Here is a 15,095-nt window from a genome sequence, read left to right on the forward strand (position 1 = left end):
TAGGGGGATAACAATGCAATCCTTGAATTATGAAGATCAGGTGCTTTGGTCGCGCTGGAAAGAGTGGAAAGATCCTAAAGCCGGTGATGATTTAATGCGCCGTTACATGCCGCTGGTCACATATCATGTCGGCAGAATTTCCGTCGGACTGCCGAAATCGGTGCATAAAGACGATCTAATGAGCCTTGGTATGCTTGGTTTATATGATGCCCTGGAAAAATTTGACCCCGGCCGGGATTTAAAATTTGATACCTATGCCTCGTTTAGAATTCGCGGTGCAATCATCGACGGGCTGCGTAAAGAAGATTGGCTGCCCAGAACTTCACGGGAGAAGACAAAAAAAGTCGAAGCGGCAATCGAAAAACTTGAACAGCGCTACCTTCGGAATGTGACGCCTTCAGAGATCGCAGAAGAGCTGGGCATGACGGAACAGGACGTAGTATCAACGATGAATGAAGGTTTTTTTGCCAATCTCTTATCAATTGATGAAAAGCTTCACGACCAGGATGACGGTGAGAATATTCAAGTGATGATCAGAGATGACAAAAATGTGCCGCCGGAAGAAAAAATCATGAAGGACGAGCTGATCGCTCAGCTTGCGGGCAAAATTCACGAGCTCTCTGAAAAAGAGCAGCTTGTCGTCAGTTTATTCTATAAAGAAGAACTGACTTTGACCGAAATCGGACAAGTCCTGAACCTTTCGACGTCGCGGATTTCACAGATTCATTCAAAGGCGCTGTTTAAATTAAAGCACCTGCTTGAAAAAGTAATTCAATAATGAACTCATGGTTAGCGAGTGAAAAACATGTCAACACTATTATGGCTTTTAAGCTTTGTGCTTCACGGCGTACTGCTTTATGCCGTCATTATTCTGTACACGAGGTTTTCAGCCCTCAAGGAGACGGAGCGCCAGCAGAAGAAGATTCTTGAAGAGACGGAAAACACCCTTGCAGCGTTTCTGCTTGAGCTGAAAGAAGAAAATGAAAGACTCGAAGACACAAAAAGCCGGAATGATCAAGCGCCTGACGCAGAAGATGCCGAACCCCGGCCGGAACCGAAAAAAGAGCCTGATATTCCGGATCACATGGAAAAGCTCATCAGTGCAACGGAACGGGCTGAAAGTGACGAAAACAACGGTGCGCATTCGTTTGAAGAACGTGTTTCAGAATTATATGAACAAGGGCTCACCCCTGCGGAAATCGCCAAACGGGTGCAGAGCGGAAAGACAGAAATCGAGCTGTTTTTAAAATTTCGCGGCAAAGCTGTAAAGGATTCTTGATTGTCGCATAAAGCTGTGTTATATTATGTCTTGGTGTTAAATACACACGCTTAACGATTTATGCAGAGGGTGCTGCAAACGGCAGTTCTGCACAAAAATGACCTAAGCGGAGGAAAAAAACCATTTTATTAGGAGGAAATCACATGTCAGTTATTTCTATGAAACAATTGCTTGAAGCTGGTGTTCACTTCGGCCACCAAACACGCCGCTGGAACCCAAAAATGAAGCGTTACATTTTCACGGAGCGTAACGGAATCTACATCATTGACCTTCAAAAAACAGTGAAAAAAGTAGAGGAAGCTTACAACTTCACGAAAAACCTTGCTGCTGAAGGCGGAAAAATCCTTTTCGTCGGCACAAAAAAACAAGCTCAGGATTCTGTTAAAGAAGAAGCTGTACGCTCTGGCATGTACTATGTCAACCAACGCTGGTTGGGCGGTACACTGACAAACTTCGAAACAATCCAAAAACGCATTAAGCGTCTGAAAGACATCCAGAAAATGCAAGAAAACGGTACATTTGAAGTACTTCCGAAAAAAGAAGTTGTTCAATTGAAAAAAGAATTAGAGCGTCTTGAAAAATTCCTCGGCGGAATTAAAGACATGAAGGATCTTCCTGATGCATTATTCATCATCGATCCTCGCAAAGAGCGCATCGCTGTTGCGGAAGCTCGCAAATTGAACATTCCTATCATCGGAATCGTAGATACAAACTGTGATCCTGATGAAATTGATGTCGTAATCCCTGCAAACGATGACGCAATCCGCGCTGTCAAACTTCTTACTTCTAAAATGGCAGATGCCATTCTTGAAGCGAAGCAAGGCGAAGAAGAAGCGGAAGCTGCTGAAGAGACTGCACCTGAAACAGAAACGACAACTGCGTAACCTAATCAAAAGGTGATAAGAGGGACTGCCTTTTATCACCTTTTTTCAAGAAAAATGTATCTATACATATCTTGTTTACACATATAAGGAGGAATTCAAATGGCTATTACTGCACAGCAGGTAAAAGAACTGCGTCAAAAAACAGGCGCTGGTATGATGGACTGTAAAAAAGCATTGACTGAAACTGACGGAGATATGGACAAAGCAATCGACCTTCTGAGAGAAAAAGGAATTGCGAAAGCGGCTAAAAAAGCTGACCGTATCGCTGCTGAAGGTTCTACTCTTATTAAAACTGACGGCAACAAAGGCGTTATCTTAGAAGTAAACTCTGAAACTGATTTCGTTGCGAAAAACGAAGGCTTCAAAGAGCTTCTGAACACGCTTGCTGACCACCTTCTTGCAAACGCTCCTGCTGATCTTGAAGAAGCGATGGATCAAAAGATGGAAAACGGTTCTACTGTTGAAGAATACATCACAAGCAACGTTGCTAAAATCGGAGAGAAAATCACTCTTCGCCGTTTTGCTGTTCTTACAAAAGAAGACAGCGAAGCGTTCGGTGCTTACCTTCACATGGGAGGCCGCATCGGCGTATTATCCGTTCTTAGCGGAACAACTGACGAAGATCTTGCAAAAGACATCGCGATGCATGTTGCAGCGGTAAATCCTCGTTATATTTCCCGCGACCAAGTGTCTGAAGAAGAAGCAAACCATGAGCGTCAGATCCTGACTCAGCAAGCTCTTCAAGAAGGCAAACCTGAAAACATCGTAGCTAAAATGGTTGAAGGCCGTCTGAACAAATTCTTCGAAGAAATTTGCTTATTAGACCAAGCTTTCGTTAAAAACCCAGACGAAAAAGTGAAACAAGTTGTGGCTGCGAAAAACGCATCTGTTAAAACTTACGTCCGCTACGAAGTTGGAGAAGGCATTGAAAAACGCCAAGAAAACTTTGCTGAAGAAGTTATGAACCAAGTGAAAAAATAATGGCGGAAAGCCTTGGCGAATCTTTCGCGGCTTTTCAGGCAGTATAGGGGACACTACTTGTGTTCCCTATTTTTAAAACTATATTTACAAACCTTTTTTTCTCTTGCATAATAGGAAACGGCAATGTTTACACTTGGAGGTTATTATGGAAAAACCAAAATACAATCGTATCGTTTTAAAGCTTAGCGGAGAAGCATTGGCAGGAGAGCAGGGAAACGGCATTAATCCGACTGTTATCCAATCCATCGCTAAACAGGTAAAAGAAATCGCTGAGCTTGACGTCGAAGTGGCCGTAGTTGTAGGCGGCGGCAACTTATGGCGCGGAAAAACAGGCAGTGACTTAGGAATGGACCGTGCGACGGCCGATTATATGGGCATGCTTGCTACTGTCATGAACTCACTTGCCCTGCAGGACAGCCTGGAAACGCTCGGAATTCAGTCCAGAGTGCAGACATCAATTGAAATGCGTCAGGTCGCTGAGCCTTATATCAGAAGAAAAGCCATCCGCCACCTGGAGAAAAAACGCGTTGTGATTTTTGCCGCGGGAACAGGAAACCCTTATTTCTCTACGGACACAACCGCAGCGCTGCGTGCCGCTGAAATCGAAGCGGATGTGATTTTAATGGCGAAAAATAATGTCGACGGTGTGTATAATGCCGATCCGAGAAAAGATGAGTCAGCTGTTAAATACGAAAAATTATCTTATCTCGATGTGTTAAAAGACGGGCTGGAAGTCATGGATTCTACGGCTTCTTCACTATGTATGGATAATGATATTCCGCTGATCGTCTTTTCTATTATGGAAGAAGGAAATATTAAGCGTGCCGTAATCGGCGAATCAATCGGAACGATCGTAAGGGGGAAATAACGTTGTCAAACGAAGTATTAACACAAACAAAAGAACGCATGGAAAAAGCGGTTGCCGCTTATTCACGTGAATTGGCGTCAGTCCGCGCGGGACGTGCCAACCCATCTCTATTGGATAAAGTGACAGTAGAATACTACGGTGCCCAAACACCTTTAAACCAGCTGTCTTCCATCAATGTGCCTGAAGCGCGTATGCTTGTTGTCACACCGTATGACAAAACGGCAATCGGCGATATTGAAAAAGCGATCCTGAAAGCTGATCTTGGCGTAACTCCGACAAGTGACGGAACAATTATCCGCATCGCGATCCCGGCTCTGACGGAAGAAAGACGTAAAGAACTTGTCAAAGTCGTGAAAAAATACGCGGAAGAAGCGAAAGTAGCAGTCCGTAATGTCCGCCGTGACAGCAACGATGACCTCAAAAAACTTGAGAAAAACGGGGACATTACAGAAGACGAGCTTCGTGCTTCCAGTGAAGACGTTCAAAAGCTGACAGATGAATATGTGTCAAAAATTGACAGTGTCACGAAGGACAAAGAAAAAGAAATCATGGAAGTTTAATGAAAAACTATGTACAATAGATAATGTGAAAAGACCCTCTCATGTTTACAGGGGGTTTTTTTGTTAATACTGTTGATTACATTGATCATCAGCAACGCAACCTTTTTGGGTGACGGAGGAATCTCATGCTCAACATACTCAAAAATTGGAAGAATCAGCAGAATGCGGCTTCCAACTTAGAACGGTATACAAAAGAAGACATACTGAAGGGTGAAATTCCCGCACACATTGCCATTATTATGGACGGAAACGGACGCTGGGCGAAGAAGCGCTCGCTCCCGCGGATTGCCGGACATCATGAAGGAATGAAAGTGGTAAAAAGGGTGACAAAGCTCGCAAATCAGCTCGGCGTTAAAGTTCTGACTCTTTATGCGTTTTCAACGGAGAATTGGAAGCGCCCGAAGATGGAAGTCGACTTTTTGATGAAGCTTCCGGAAGAGTTCCTGAATACGTATCTTCCTGAATTGATAGAGGAAAATGTACAGGTGAAAATTATCGGAGATGAATCCGCGCTCCCTTCTCATACGTACAGGGCGATTGAGAAGGCCGTAAAAGATACAGAACAAAATGACGGGCTGATTCTCAATTTCGCTTTGAACTACGGCGGACGCACGGAAATCGTCAATGCGGCAAAAGCACTGGCCGAACAGGTGAAAAGCGGCACGCTGAATATCGAAGACATTGATGAAGCGCTCTTTTCCGGGCATTTAATGACAGAATCAATCCAGGACCCGGAGCTGCTCATCAGAACGAGCGGAGAAATCAGACTGAGCAACTTTATGCTTTGGCAGGTGGCTTACAGTGAATTTGTTTTTACAGATGTCCTGTGGCCCGATTTTAAAGAAGATCACTTTCTGCAGGCAGTGGGAGAATTTCAGCAGCGGGGCCGGAGGTTTGGCGGAATTTAGAGGATGGTGGAAATGAAACAAAGATTGTTAACAGGTGTTCTGGCAGCGGCACTATTTTTATTTTTGGTTATTTTCGGAGGATTGCCGTTCACCGTATTTGTTTACGTGATGGGAAGTATAGCGCTTTTTGAGCTTTTGCGGATGAAAAAGCTCAGATTTTTTTCTTTTCCGGGTCTGATCAGCCTCTTATTGTTATGGCTGTATATGATGCCGGACAAATATCATTTTTTCGATGCGAAAATGGAAGTAACGATTTTCGCCGTATTGATTCTGCTCAGCTATACGGTGCTCGTGAAAAACACCTTTACGTTTGACGAAGTCGGGTTTATCGTTCTCGCGACGGTATATATCGGACTGTGTTTTCATTATTTTATTGAAATCAGAAACATTGAAACAAACGGGCTTTTGTATATCTTTTATGCCTGCGTTGTCATATGGTCAACGGACTCAGGCGCATATTTCGTCGGAAAGTCGCTCGGGAAGCGGAAGCTGTGGCCCGAAATCAGTCCCAACAAAACGGTGGAAGGGTTTCTCGGCGGTATTGTCATCGCCCTTATTTTTACGGCTGTTTTTCAGCTGTTTGCGCACCTTCCGATTTCATACCTGGTTCTTTTGGTCATCACGCTTGTTCTGTCTGTGTTCGGACAGATCGGGGATTTGGTTGAATCAGCGCTTAAGCGGCACTATGATGTGAAAGATTCGGGGAAAATCCTTCCCGGGCACGGCGGCATTTTAGACCGATTTGACAGCTTTTTGTTTGTCATGCCGTTCTTATACTTTCTGCTTGCGCTTTTTTCATGAGAAAGGCTAATATGAAAATAAGACCGATCTGGACGCATAGAATGGGAGTGGCATTTTGAAGAATATTTGTCTTTTAGGAGCAACAGGATCAATCGGGGAGCAGACGTTAGACGTATTGCGCATGCATCAAGATCAGTTCCGTCTCGTCTCGATGACTTTCGGTAAAAACGCCGAGAAAGCGATCCCGTTGATCAGAACGTTTCAGCCGAAATATGTAGCAGTCGGCGACATGGATACATATCAAAAAGTGAAAGAAGCGTCTTTTTCTCATGAATGTCAAATCGGCATCGGAGAAGAAGGCCTGATTGAAGCGGCAGTCATGGACGAAGTGGATATCGTGGTCAATGCGCTGCTTGGAAGCGTCGGTTTAACCCCGACTTTGAAAGCGATTGAACAGAAAAAAACAATTGCGCTTGCAAATAAGGAAACTCTCGTCACTGCCGGGCATATAGTGAAAGGACACGCAAAACGATACGGTGTTCCTCTTCTTCCGGTCGACAGCGAACATTCCGCTATTTTTCAGGCGCTGCAAGGCGAACAGAGCAAAAATATCGAGCGCCTGATCATTACGGCATCCGGCGGCAGTTTCAGAGATAAAACGCGGCAGGAGCTTGAGTCTGTAACGATTGCCGACGCCCTTAATCACCCGAACTGGTCGATGGGTGCAAAGATTACGATTGACTCGGCTACAATGATGAATAAAGGGCTTGAAGTCATTGAAGCGCATTGGCTGTTTGACATTCCGTATGAACAGATTGACGTTGTATTACATAAAGAGAGCATCATTCATTCGATGGTTGAATTTCACGACAGAAGCGTCATCGCCCAGCTTGGAAATCCGGACATGAGGGTGCCGATTCAATACGCGCTGACATATCCGGACCGGCTGCCTCTGCCTGAAGCAAAAAGGCTTGAATTATGGGAGATCGGAAGCCTTCATTTTGCGAAAGCTGACTTTGAAAGGTTCCGCTGCTTACAATTTGCCTTTGAATCAGGTAAAATAGGGGGAACGATGCCGACGGTTTTAAATGCGGCCAACGAAGAAGCCGTTGCCGCTTTTCTTGCCGGACGGATTTCATTCTTATCGATTGAGGACCTGATTGAAAAAGCATTGGACCGCCACAGCGTAATTCAGGATCCGAGTCTTGCGGATATCCAAGAAGTGGACAAAGACACCCGGGGATACGTTAATTCAATACTCACATAAGGTGGTATGTTCGTGAATACAGTTATCGCGTTTATTATTATTTTCGGAACGCTCGTTTTTTTCCATGAGCTCGGGCATTTATTGCTCGCCCAAAGAGCGGGAATCCTTTGCCGTGAATTTGCGATCGGCTTCGGCCCTAAAATCTTTTCATTTAAAAAGAATGAAACCGTGTATACGATCAGACTCCTTCCGGTCGGGGGGTTCGTCCGCATGGCCGGTGAAGACCCGGAGATGATTGAAGTCAAACCCGGTTATACCGTCGGGCTTCTTTTTAATAAAGATGACGAAGTGGAAAAAGTCATCATTAATCAAAAGGAAAAATATCCCGACGCTTTAATTATCGAGGTGGAGACGGCTGATCTTGAGCACGAAATGAAGATTACCGGGTACGAGCAGGGGAAAGAAGATGAACTGGCGGGCTTTACTGTCAGTCAGACCTCTTTTTTTATCGTAGACGGAGAAGAAGTGCAGATTGCGCCTTACAATCGACAATTCGGGTCTAAACCCGTATGGAAGCGGATTAAGGCGATTGCTGCCGGTCCGATAATGAACTTCATCTTAGCGTATGTCATTCTCGTCATGCTCGGATTCATTCAAGGCGTGCCTTCGAATCAGCCTGAGCTCGGGAAGCTGACAGACAATGGACGCGCAGCTGCTGCCGGTTTAAAAGAAGGCGACTATATCCAGAGCATTAACGGTGAAAAAATGAGGTCATGGACCGACATCGTGACAGCAGTAAAAGAAAATCCCGGGAAAAAAATCGATGTCGCCGTCAAACGGGACGGCAAATCGTTTCATATCTCGGTTACACCTGAAGCTGTAAAAGATGAAAATAAAAAAACAATCGGCCGCTTCGGCTCTTATGCGCCGACTGAAAAAGGCGCGCTTGCAGCGATTGCTTACGGCGCGACATCTACCGTTGATGTCACAAAAGCGATCCTGACCAATCTGAGCAAACTTGTGACAGGCCAGTTTAAGCTTGATATGCTTTCGGGCCCTGTCGGCATTTATGATATGACCGATCAAGTTGCAAAAACCGGTATTATCAACTTATTCCAGTTTGCGGCGTTTTTAAGCATCAACCTGGGAATCGTCAACCTGCTGCCGATACCGGCGCTTGACGGCGGACGGCTGCTGTTTTTATTCATTGAAGCAATCCGCGGCAAGCCGATAAACCGTGACAAGGAAGCATTTGTCGTATTTATCGGCGTAGCTTTCTTAATGCTTCTTATGCTGGTTGTCACATGGAACGATATCCAGCGTTTATTCTTATAATTGACTAGTAAAAAATCAGAGGTGCGAAGACATGAGACAAAGTTTGACGCTTATTCCGACCCTGAGAGAAGTGCCGGCTGATGCTGAAGCAAAAAGCCATAAGCTTCTGCTGAGAGCGGGATTTATCAGACAAAATACGAGCGGGGTTTACAGCTACATGCCCCTGGCTTACAGGGTCATTCAAAACATTCAGAAGATCGTGCGTGAAGAAATGGAAAAAATCAACGCGGTGGAAATGCTGATGCCGGCCCTTCAGCAGGCTGAAACATGGCAGGAATCAGGCAGATGGTATACGTACGGGCCTGAATTAATGCGTCTGAAAGACCGCCACGGCCGTGAATTTGCTTTAGGCGCGACACATGAAGAAGTCATTACTTCTCTCGTGCGCGATGAGGTGAAATCTTATAAGCGTCTGCCGCTCACTCTTTACCAGATCCAGTCTAAATTCAGAGATGAAAAACGCCCGCGTTTCGGGTTATTGCGCGGACGCGAATTCATCATGAAAGATGCGTATTCTTTCCATGCTTCTGAAGAAAGTCTGGAGGAAACGTACCAAAACATGTACGGCGCATACAGCAGCATTTTCGCACGCTGTGAATTAAACGTCCGTCCCGTTATTGCCGACTCGGGCGCGATGGGCGGAAAAGACACGCATGAATTTATGGCTCTTTCTGAAATAGGGGAAGATACCATCGCTTATTCCGATGGATCCTCTTACGCAGCCAATACGGAAATGGCGGAAGTTGTCATGAACAGCGAGCCGTCAGATGAAACACCCGAGGCATTGGAGAAAATTGATACGCCGAATGTCAAAAGCATTGAAGAGCTCGCTTCGTTCTTGCAGATTGAGCCGAGCGCCTGCATCAAATCAATGCTGTTTAAAGCGGATGACCGATTTGTTCTCGTGTTAGTAAGAGGCGATCATGAGGTCAATGACGTGAAAGTGAAAAACCTTCTGAACGCGGAAGTGGTTGAGCTTGCGTCTCATGAAGAAGTAGCGGAGAAACTTGGCACGGAGCCGGGATTTGCGGGGCCGATCGGCGCTGCCGGCGACATTGAGATTTATGCCGACCAAGCCGTGAAAGTAATGGTAAACGCCGTTTGCGGCGCGAATGAAAAAGACCGTCATTACCGAAACGTAAACATCGAACGTGACGCGTCTGTAAAAGCGTACGCCGATCTTCGAATCATTCAGGAAGGCGATCCGTCACCTGACGGAAAAGGCACGATCCGTTTCGCTGAAGGGATTGAGGTCGGACAAGTCTTTAAACTCGGTACGCGTTACTCTGAAGCAATGAATGCGACATACCTTGATGAAAACGGGCGTGCGCAGCCGATGCTGATGGGATGTTACGGAATCGGCGTGTCCAGAACGCTTTCAGCCATCGCTGAACAGCATCACGACGAAAAAGGCTTGATCTGGCCGAAGAGCGTTGCTCCGTATGATCTTCATATTTTGGCGCTGAATATGAAAAACGAAGCGCAAAAAGAGCTTGCTGAACAGCTTTACGGCAAATTCCAGGCGGAAGGTTATGAGGTATTATACGATGACCGCGCTGAACGCGCAGGCGTGAAGTTTGCTGATTCTGATCTGATCGGCCTTCCGATCCGCATCACTGTCGGAAAACGTGCCGACGAAGGCATCGTAGAAGTGAAAATCCGCAAAACCGGTGAATCTGCCGAAGTTTCAGTGGATGAGCTTTCTGAATTTATTAAGACGAAGTAATCACCATAACGAATCGTACAAAATCATGTTAAAATAGAGAAAAAAGAAGGTACCTCATCACCTGCGGAGGTACCTTCACTTATGATGTTTTAAGGGAGGGATACTGTCTGAATGGAACAGTTATCAGTAAACAGAAGACAGTTTCAGATTCTTCTGCAGCAGCTTAATATGACAGATGATACCTTCATGACATACTTTGAAGACGGAGAGATTGATAAACTGACAATCCATAAAGCAGAAAAAGCCTGGCATTTCCAATTTCGCTTTAAGGCTCTTTTGCCGTATCAAATATATGATTCATTCATGATGAGGTTAACACAATCGTTTGCTCACATCGCCCGTGTCACATCGTCTGTTCAGGTCGTCGACCCTACAGTGACAGAGGAGCTTGTACAGGATTATTGGACACGCTGTATTGAAGAGCTTGAAGGAACCTCGCCGCCGATGGTGGCTCTTTTGAATCAGCAGAAACCGAAGCTTAAGGGAAATAAACTGATCGTGAAAACAAAAACAGATACAGAAGCATCTGCGCTCAAAAATAAATACAGCGCACTGATTCAGCACAGCTACCGCCAATTCGGCTTTCCGGAACTGCAGCTGGATACCGAAATTTTCGTATCTGACCAAGAAGTCCAGAAATTCCGCGAGCAAAAGCTTGCTGAAGATCAGGAGCGGGCGATGCAGGCGCTTATCGAGATGGAGAAGAAGGAAAAAGAGGGCGATGAGGATCAGGCACCGTCCGGACCGCTTGTCATCGGCTATCAAATTAAAGAGAACGAAGAAATCCGGACGCTTGACAGCATCATGGATGAAGAAAGAAGAATTACGGTGCAGGGGTTTGTGTTTGATGCTGAAACACGCGAGCTGAAAAGCGGACGCACGCTCTGCATTTTCAAAATCACGGACTATACAAACAGTATTTTAGTAAAAATGTTCGCCAGAGAAAAAGAAGACGCCGCTTTGATGAAAACGCTGAAAAAAGGCATGTGGGTGAAGGCGCGGGGAAGCATTCAAAACGATACATTCGTCAGAGACCTCGTCATGATTGCAAATGACGTGAATGAAATAAAAGCCAAAACCCGTGAAGACACCGCTCCTGAAGGCGAAAAACGGGTTGAACTTCATCTGCATTCTCCGATGAGCCAAATGGATGCTGTAACGGGCATCGGAAAGCTTGTCGAACAGGCGAAAAAATGGGGACATGAAGCGATTGCGTTAACTGATCACGCCGTTGTGCAGTCTTTCCCGGATGCCTATTCCGCCGCGAAAAAACACGGCATTAAAATGATTTACGGAATGGAAGCCAATATCGTGGATGACGGCGTTCCGATCGCATACAATCCAGCTCACCGTCTCCTGGAAGAAGACACATACGTCGTCTTTGACGTTGAAACGACAGGTCTGTCCGCAGTGTATGACACCATCATTGAGCTTGCCGCAGTCAAAATAAGAGGCGGAGAAATCATCGATAAATTCGAAGCGTTCGCCAATCCGCACCATCCGCTGTCAGCAACGACGATAGAGCTTACCGGGATCACGGACGACATGGTCCGCGACGCTCCCGATGTCGTTGACGTCGTCCGGGATTTTAAAGAATGGATCGGCGATGACGTGCTTGTGGCTCATAACGCCAGCTTTGATATGGGATTTTTAAATGTGGCGTACAAGCGTCTTTTGAAAACGGAAAAAGCGAAAAATCCGGTCATTGATACGCTGGAACTCGCGCGTTTCCTGTATCCTGAGTTTAAAAATCACCGCTTAAATACGTTATGTAAGAAGTTTGATATCGAATTAACCCAGCATCACCGAGCGGTCTTTGACGCTGAAGCAACGGGCTACCTGCTGTTGAAAATGCTCAAAGATGCCGCTGAAAAAGACATTTTTTATCATGATCAGCTGAATGAGAATATGGGACAATCCAATGCTTATCAAAGATCAAGGCCTTATCACGCTACATTGCTCGCCGTAAATGAGACCGGCCTTAAAAATCTGTTTAAGCTTGTGTCCATTTCTCATATTCAATATTTCTACAGAGTGCCGCGCATTCCGAGGTCGCAGCTTAATAAATACAGAGAAGGTCTGTTAATCGGCTCTGCCTGTGACAGGGGAGAGGTCTTTGAAGGCATGATGCAAAAATCACCTGAAGAGGTTGAAGATATCGCATCCTTCTATGATTATCTTGAAGTGCAGCCGCCGGAAGTATACAGACACCTTCTGCAGCTTGAGCTCGTCCGGGATGAAAAAGCGCTGAAAGAAATCATCGCCAACATCACGAAGCTCGGGGAAAAATTGAATAAGCCGGTCGTTGCCACCGGAAATGTCCACTATTTAAACGATGAGGATAAAATTTACCGGAAGATCTTAATATCTTCCCAAGGCGGCGCCAACCCGTTAAACCGGCACGAACTGCCTAAAGTGCACTTCAGAACGACAGATGAAATGCTGGATGCTTTCTCCTTTCTCGGTGCGGAAAAAGCGAAAGAAATCGTGGTTGACAATACGCAGAAAGTCGCTTCGATGATCGATGAGATCAAACCGATCAAAGACGATCTGTACACGCCGAAAATTGACGGAGCTGATGAAGAAATCCGTGAAATGAGCTATCAGCGCGCCAGAAGTATTTACGGTGAAGAGCTTCCTGAAATTGTGGAAGCGAGAATAGAAAAAGAATTAAAAAGCATCATCGGTCATGGATTCGCCGTTATTTATCTCATCTCTCATAAGCTTGTAAAACGGTCTCTGGATGACGGTTATCTCGTCGGCTCCCGGGGGTCCGTCGGTTCATCGCTTGTGGCGACCTTAACGGAAATCACTGAAGTGAATCCGCTCGCTCCGCACTATGTGTGCCCGAGCTGCCGATATTCCGAATTCTTTAATGACGGATCAGTCGGTTCCGGTTTTGACCTTCCGGATAAAAGCTGCCCGTCTTGCGGCACACCTTTGAAAAAGGACGGGCATGATATCCCGTTTGAAACGTTCTTAGGCTTTAAAGGTGACAAAGTACCCGATATCGACTTGAACTTTTCAGGTGAGTATCAGCCGCATGCCCATAACTACACGAAAGTATTGTTCGGTGAAGATAACGTGTATCGCGCGGGAACGATCGGCACCGTTGCGGAAAAGACGGCTTACGGATATGTGAAAGGCTATGCGGGCGACCACAACCTACACATGCGCGGCGCAGAGATCGACCGTCTGGTGCAGGGCTGCACCGGCGTTAAGAGAACGACCGGCCAGCACCCGGGGGGGATTATCGTTGTCCCGGATTACATGGATATTTACGATTTTTCCCCGATACAATTCCCGGCAGATGCGACGGGATCTGAATGGAAAACGACTCATTTTGACTTCCACTCCATTCATGACAACCTGCTGAAGCTTGATATATTGGGGCACGATGATCCGACAGTCATCCGGATGCTCCAGGATTTAAGCGGAATTGATCCGAAGACGATTCCGACAGATGATCCGGAGGTTATGAAGATTTTCCAAGGCACAGAATCGCTCGGCGTCACTGAAGAGCAGATCGGCTGTAAAACGGGGACGCTCGGCATTCCTGAATTCGGGACGCGATTTGTTCGGCAGATGCTTGAGGATACGAAGCCGACGACGTTCTCCGAGCTTGTCCAGATTTCCGGGCTTTCCCACGGAACGGACGTATGGCTCGGCAATGCGCAGGAACTGATACACAACAATACGTGTGAACTGAGCGAAGTGATCGGCTGCCGTGATGACATTATGGTTTACTTGATTTATCAGGGCCTTGAGCCTTCACTGGCCTTTAAAATCATGGAATTCGTGCGTAAAGGCAAAGGCCTGACGCCGGAATGGGAAGAAGAAATGAAAAAGAACAATGTGCCGAACTGGTATATTGATTCATGCAAAAAAATCAAATACATGTTCCCGAAAGCCCACGCCGCCGCATACGTGCTGATGGCGGTGCGGATTGCCTATTTTAAAGTGCATCACGCGCTTTTATATTATGCTGCGTATTTTACCGTCCGCGCAGATGACTTTGACATTGATACAATGATTAAAGGCTCGACCGCCATCAGAGCGGTGATGGATGATATCAGCTCTAAAGGGCTTGATGCTTCGCCGAAGGAGAAAAACCTCCTTACCGTGTTAGAACTTGCGCTTGAAATGTGTGAGCGCGGCTATTCCTTCCAGAAGGTCGATCTATACCGTTCGAGCGCTTCGGAATTTATCATTGACGGCAACAGTCTCATCCCGCCGTTCAACTCAATTCCGGGACTCGGAACCAACGCCGCTCTCAATATTGTGAAAGCGCGGGAAGAAGGGGAGTTCCTTTCAAAAGAGGATCTTCAAAAACGCGGAAAAGTGTCAAAAACCATTTTAGAGTATTTAGACCGTCACGGCTGTCTTGAGTCGCTTCCGGACCAAAATCAGCTGTCTCTGTTTTAAGCTTTGTGCACAGCCTCCGAGCGGAGTTTGATTTGCATTAAATATATGGTTATGGTATAGTTTTATTGGAAATGCTAACGATTACCGAGGCAAAGAGTGGGGAAACCCGCTCTTTTGTATTGAACAGGCAATTTTGCCTCGACATGTCCATCGTTTTCTCAATGCCCCTGCTCTTTTGAAG

12 protein-coding genes are annotated in these 15,095 nt (G+C 46.0%); all 12 read left to right on the forward strand.

The annotated features are described in order from the left end of the window. The first annotated feature begins 13 nt into the window (after positions 1-13). The gene (gene sigD / locus VP472_RS08190; protein ID WP_003154217.1) at positions 14-778 is read left to right on the forward strand and encodes an RNA polymerase sigma-28 factor SigD; all 765 of its coding nucleotides are present in this window, start codon (positions 14-16) and stop codon (positions 776-778) included. A gap of 27 nt (positions 779-805) precedes the next feature. Further along, entirely contained in the window at positions 806-1,279 is a 474-nt protein-coding gene (locus VP472_RS08195) for a DUF6115 domain-containing protein (protein ID WP_014305010.1), read from the forward strand. A gap of 143 nt (positions 1,280-1,422) precedes the next feature. Beyond that, positions 1,423-2,163: a 30S ribosomal protein S2 gene (rpsB, locus tag VP472_RS08200; RefSeq protein WP_146276780.1), complete on the forward strand. Its 741-nt coding sequence runs from the start codon at positions 1,423-1,425 to the stop codon at positions 2,161-2,163. Between the two features lie 99 nt (positions 2,164-2,262). After that, positions 2,263-3,144 (forward strand): translation elongation factor Ts, encoded by an 882-nt coding sequence (gene tsf / locus VP472_RS08205; RefSeq protein WP_052585934.1) that lies wholly within the window; start codon positions 2,263-2,265, stop codon positions 3,142-3,144. Between the two features lie 145 nt (positions 3,145-3,289). Then, positions 3,290-4,012 (forward strand): UMP kinase, encoded by a 723-nt coding sequence (pyrH, locus tag VP472_RS08210; RefSeq protein ID WP_003154213.1) that lies wholly within the window; start codon positions 3,290-3,292, stop codon positions 4,010-4,012. A 2-nt stretch (positions 4,013-4,014) separates the two neighbouring features. Continuing rightward, on the forward strand, positions 4,015-4,572 hold the full coding sequence (frr, locus tag VP472_RS08215; RefSeq protein WP_003154212.1) for a ribosome recycling factor: 558 nt from the start codon (positions 4,015-4,017) through the stop codon (positions 4,570-4,572). A gap of 125 nt (positions 4,573-4,697) precedes the next feature. Then, positions 4,698-5,480 (forward strand): undecaprenyl pyrophosphate synthase, encoded by a 783-nt coding sequence (locus VP472_RS08220; protein WP_003154211.1) that lies wholly within the window; start codon positions 4,698-4,700, stop codon positions 5,478-5,480. A gap of 3 nt (positions 5,481-5,483) precedes the next feature. Then, positions 5,484-6,281, forward strand: a complete 798-nt coding sequence (locus VP472_RS08225) for a phosphatidate cytidylyltransferase (RefSeq protein WP_146276782.1) — start codon at positions 5,484-5,486, stop codon at positions 6,279-6,281. A 55-nt stretch (positions 6,282-6,336) separates the two neighbouring features. Then, positions 6,337-7,488, forward strand: a complete 1,152-nt coding sequence (gene dxr, locus VP472_RS08230) for a 1-deoxy-D-xylulose-5-phosphate reductoisomerase (protein ID WP_146276784.1) — start codon at positions 6,337-6,339, stop codon at positions 7,486-7,488. 6 nt (positions 7,489-7,494) lie between these two features. Continuing rightward, positions 7,495-8,763, forward strand: coding sequence for an RIP metalloprotease RseP (rseP, locus tag VP472_RS08235; RefSeq protein WP_007611459.1), 1,269 nt, complete (start codon positions 7,495-7,497; stop codon positions 8,761-8,763). A gap of 31 nt (positions 8,764-8,794) precedes the next feature. Continuing rightward, positions 8,795-10,489 carry a proline--tRNA ligase gene (proS, locus tag VP472_RS08240; protein WP_003154202.1) on the forward strand — a complete coding sequence of 565 codons (1,695 nt, stop codon included), beginning with the start codon at positions 8,795-8,797 and terminating at the stop codon, positions 10,487-10,489. A 111-nt stretch (positions 10,490-10,600) separates the two neighbouring features. Continuing rightward, positions 10,601-14,914: a PolC-type DNA polymerase III gene (locus tag VP472_RS08245; protein ID WP_153986659.1), complete on the forward strand. Its 4,314-nt coding sequence runs from the start codon at positions 10,601-10,603 to the stop codon at positions 14,912-14,914. Positions 14,915-15,095: the final 181 nt, after the last annotated feature.

The sequence above is a fragment of the Bacillus sp. MT(2024) genome, from assembly GCF_036362845.1.
In the GTDB taxonomy this organism is placed as follows: domain Bacteria; phylum Bacillota; class Bacilli; order Bacillales; family Bacillaceae; genus Bacillus; species Bacillus velezensis.

Bases quoted from the DNA above. Each gene is read 5' to 3' on its own strand.
- sigD (WP_003154217.1), top strand. From the start codon at position 14: ATGCAATCCTTGAATTATGAAGATCAGGTGCTTTGGTCGCGCTGGAAA.
- VP472_RS08195 (WP_014305010.1), top strand. From the start codon at position 806: ATGTCAACACTATTATGGCTTTTAAGCTTTGTGCTTCACGGCGTACTG.
- rpsB (WP_146276780.1), top strand. From the start codon at position 1,423: ATGTCAGTTATTTCTATGAAACAATTGCTTGAAGCTGGTGTTCACTTC.
- tsf (WP_052585934.1), top strand. From the start codon at position 2,263: ATGGCTATTACTGCACAGCAGGTAAAAGAACTGCGTCAAAAAACAGGC.
- pyrH (WP_003154213.1), top strand. From the start codon at position 3,290: ATGGAAAAACCAAAATACAATCGTATCGTTTTAAAGCTTAGCGGAGAA.
- VP472_RS08220 (WP_003154211.1), top strand. From the start codon at position 4,698: ATGCTCAACATACTCAAAAATTGGAAGAATCAGCAGAATGCGGCTTCC.
- VP472_RS08225 (WP_146276782.1), top strand. From the start codon at position 5,484: ATGGTGGAAATGAAACAAAGATTGTTAACAGGTGTTCTGGCAGCGGCA.
- rseP (WP_007611459.1), top strand. From the start codon at position 7,495: ATGTTCGTGAATACAGTTATCGCGTTTATTATTATTTTCGGAACGCTC.
- proS (WP_003154202.1), top strand. From the start codon at position 8,795: ATGAGACAAAGTTTGACGCTTATTCCGACCCTGAGAGAAGTGCCGGCT.
- VP472_RS08245 (WP_153986659.1), top strand. From the start codon at position 10,601: ATGGAACAGTTATCAGTAAACAGAAGACAGTTTCAGATTCTTCTGCAG.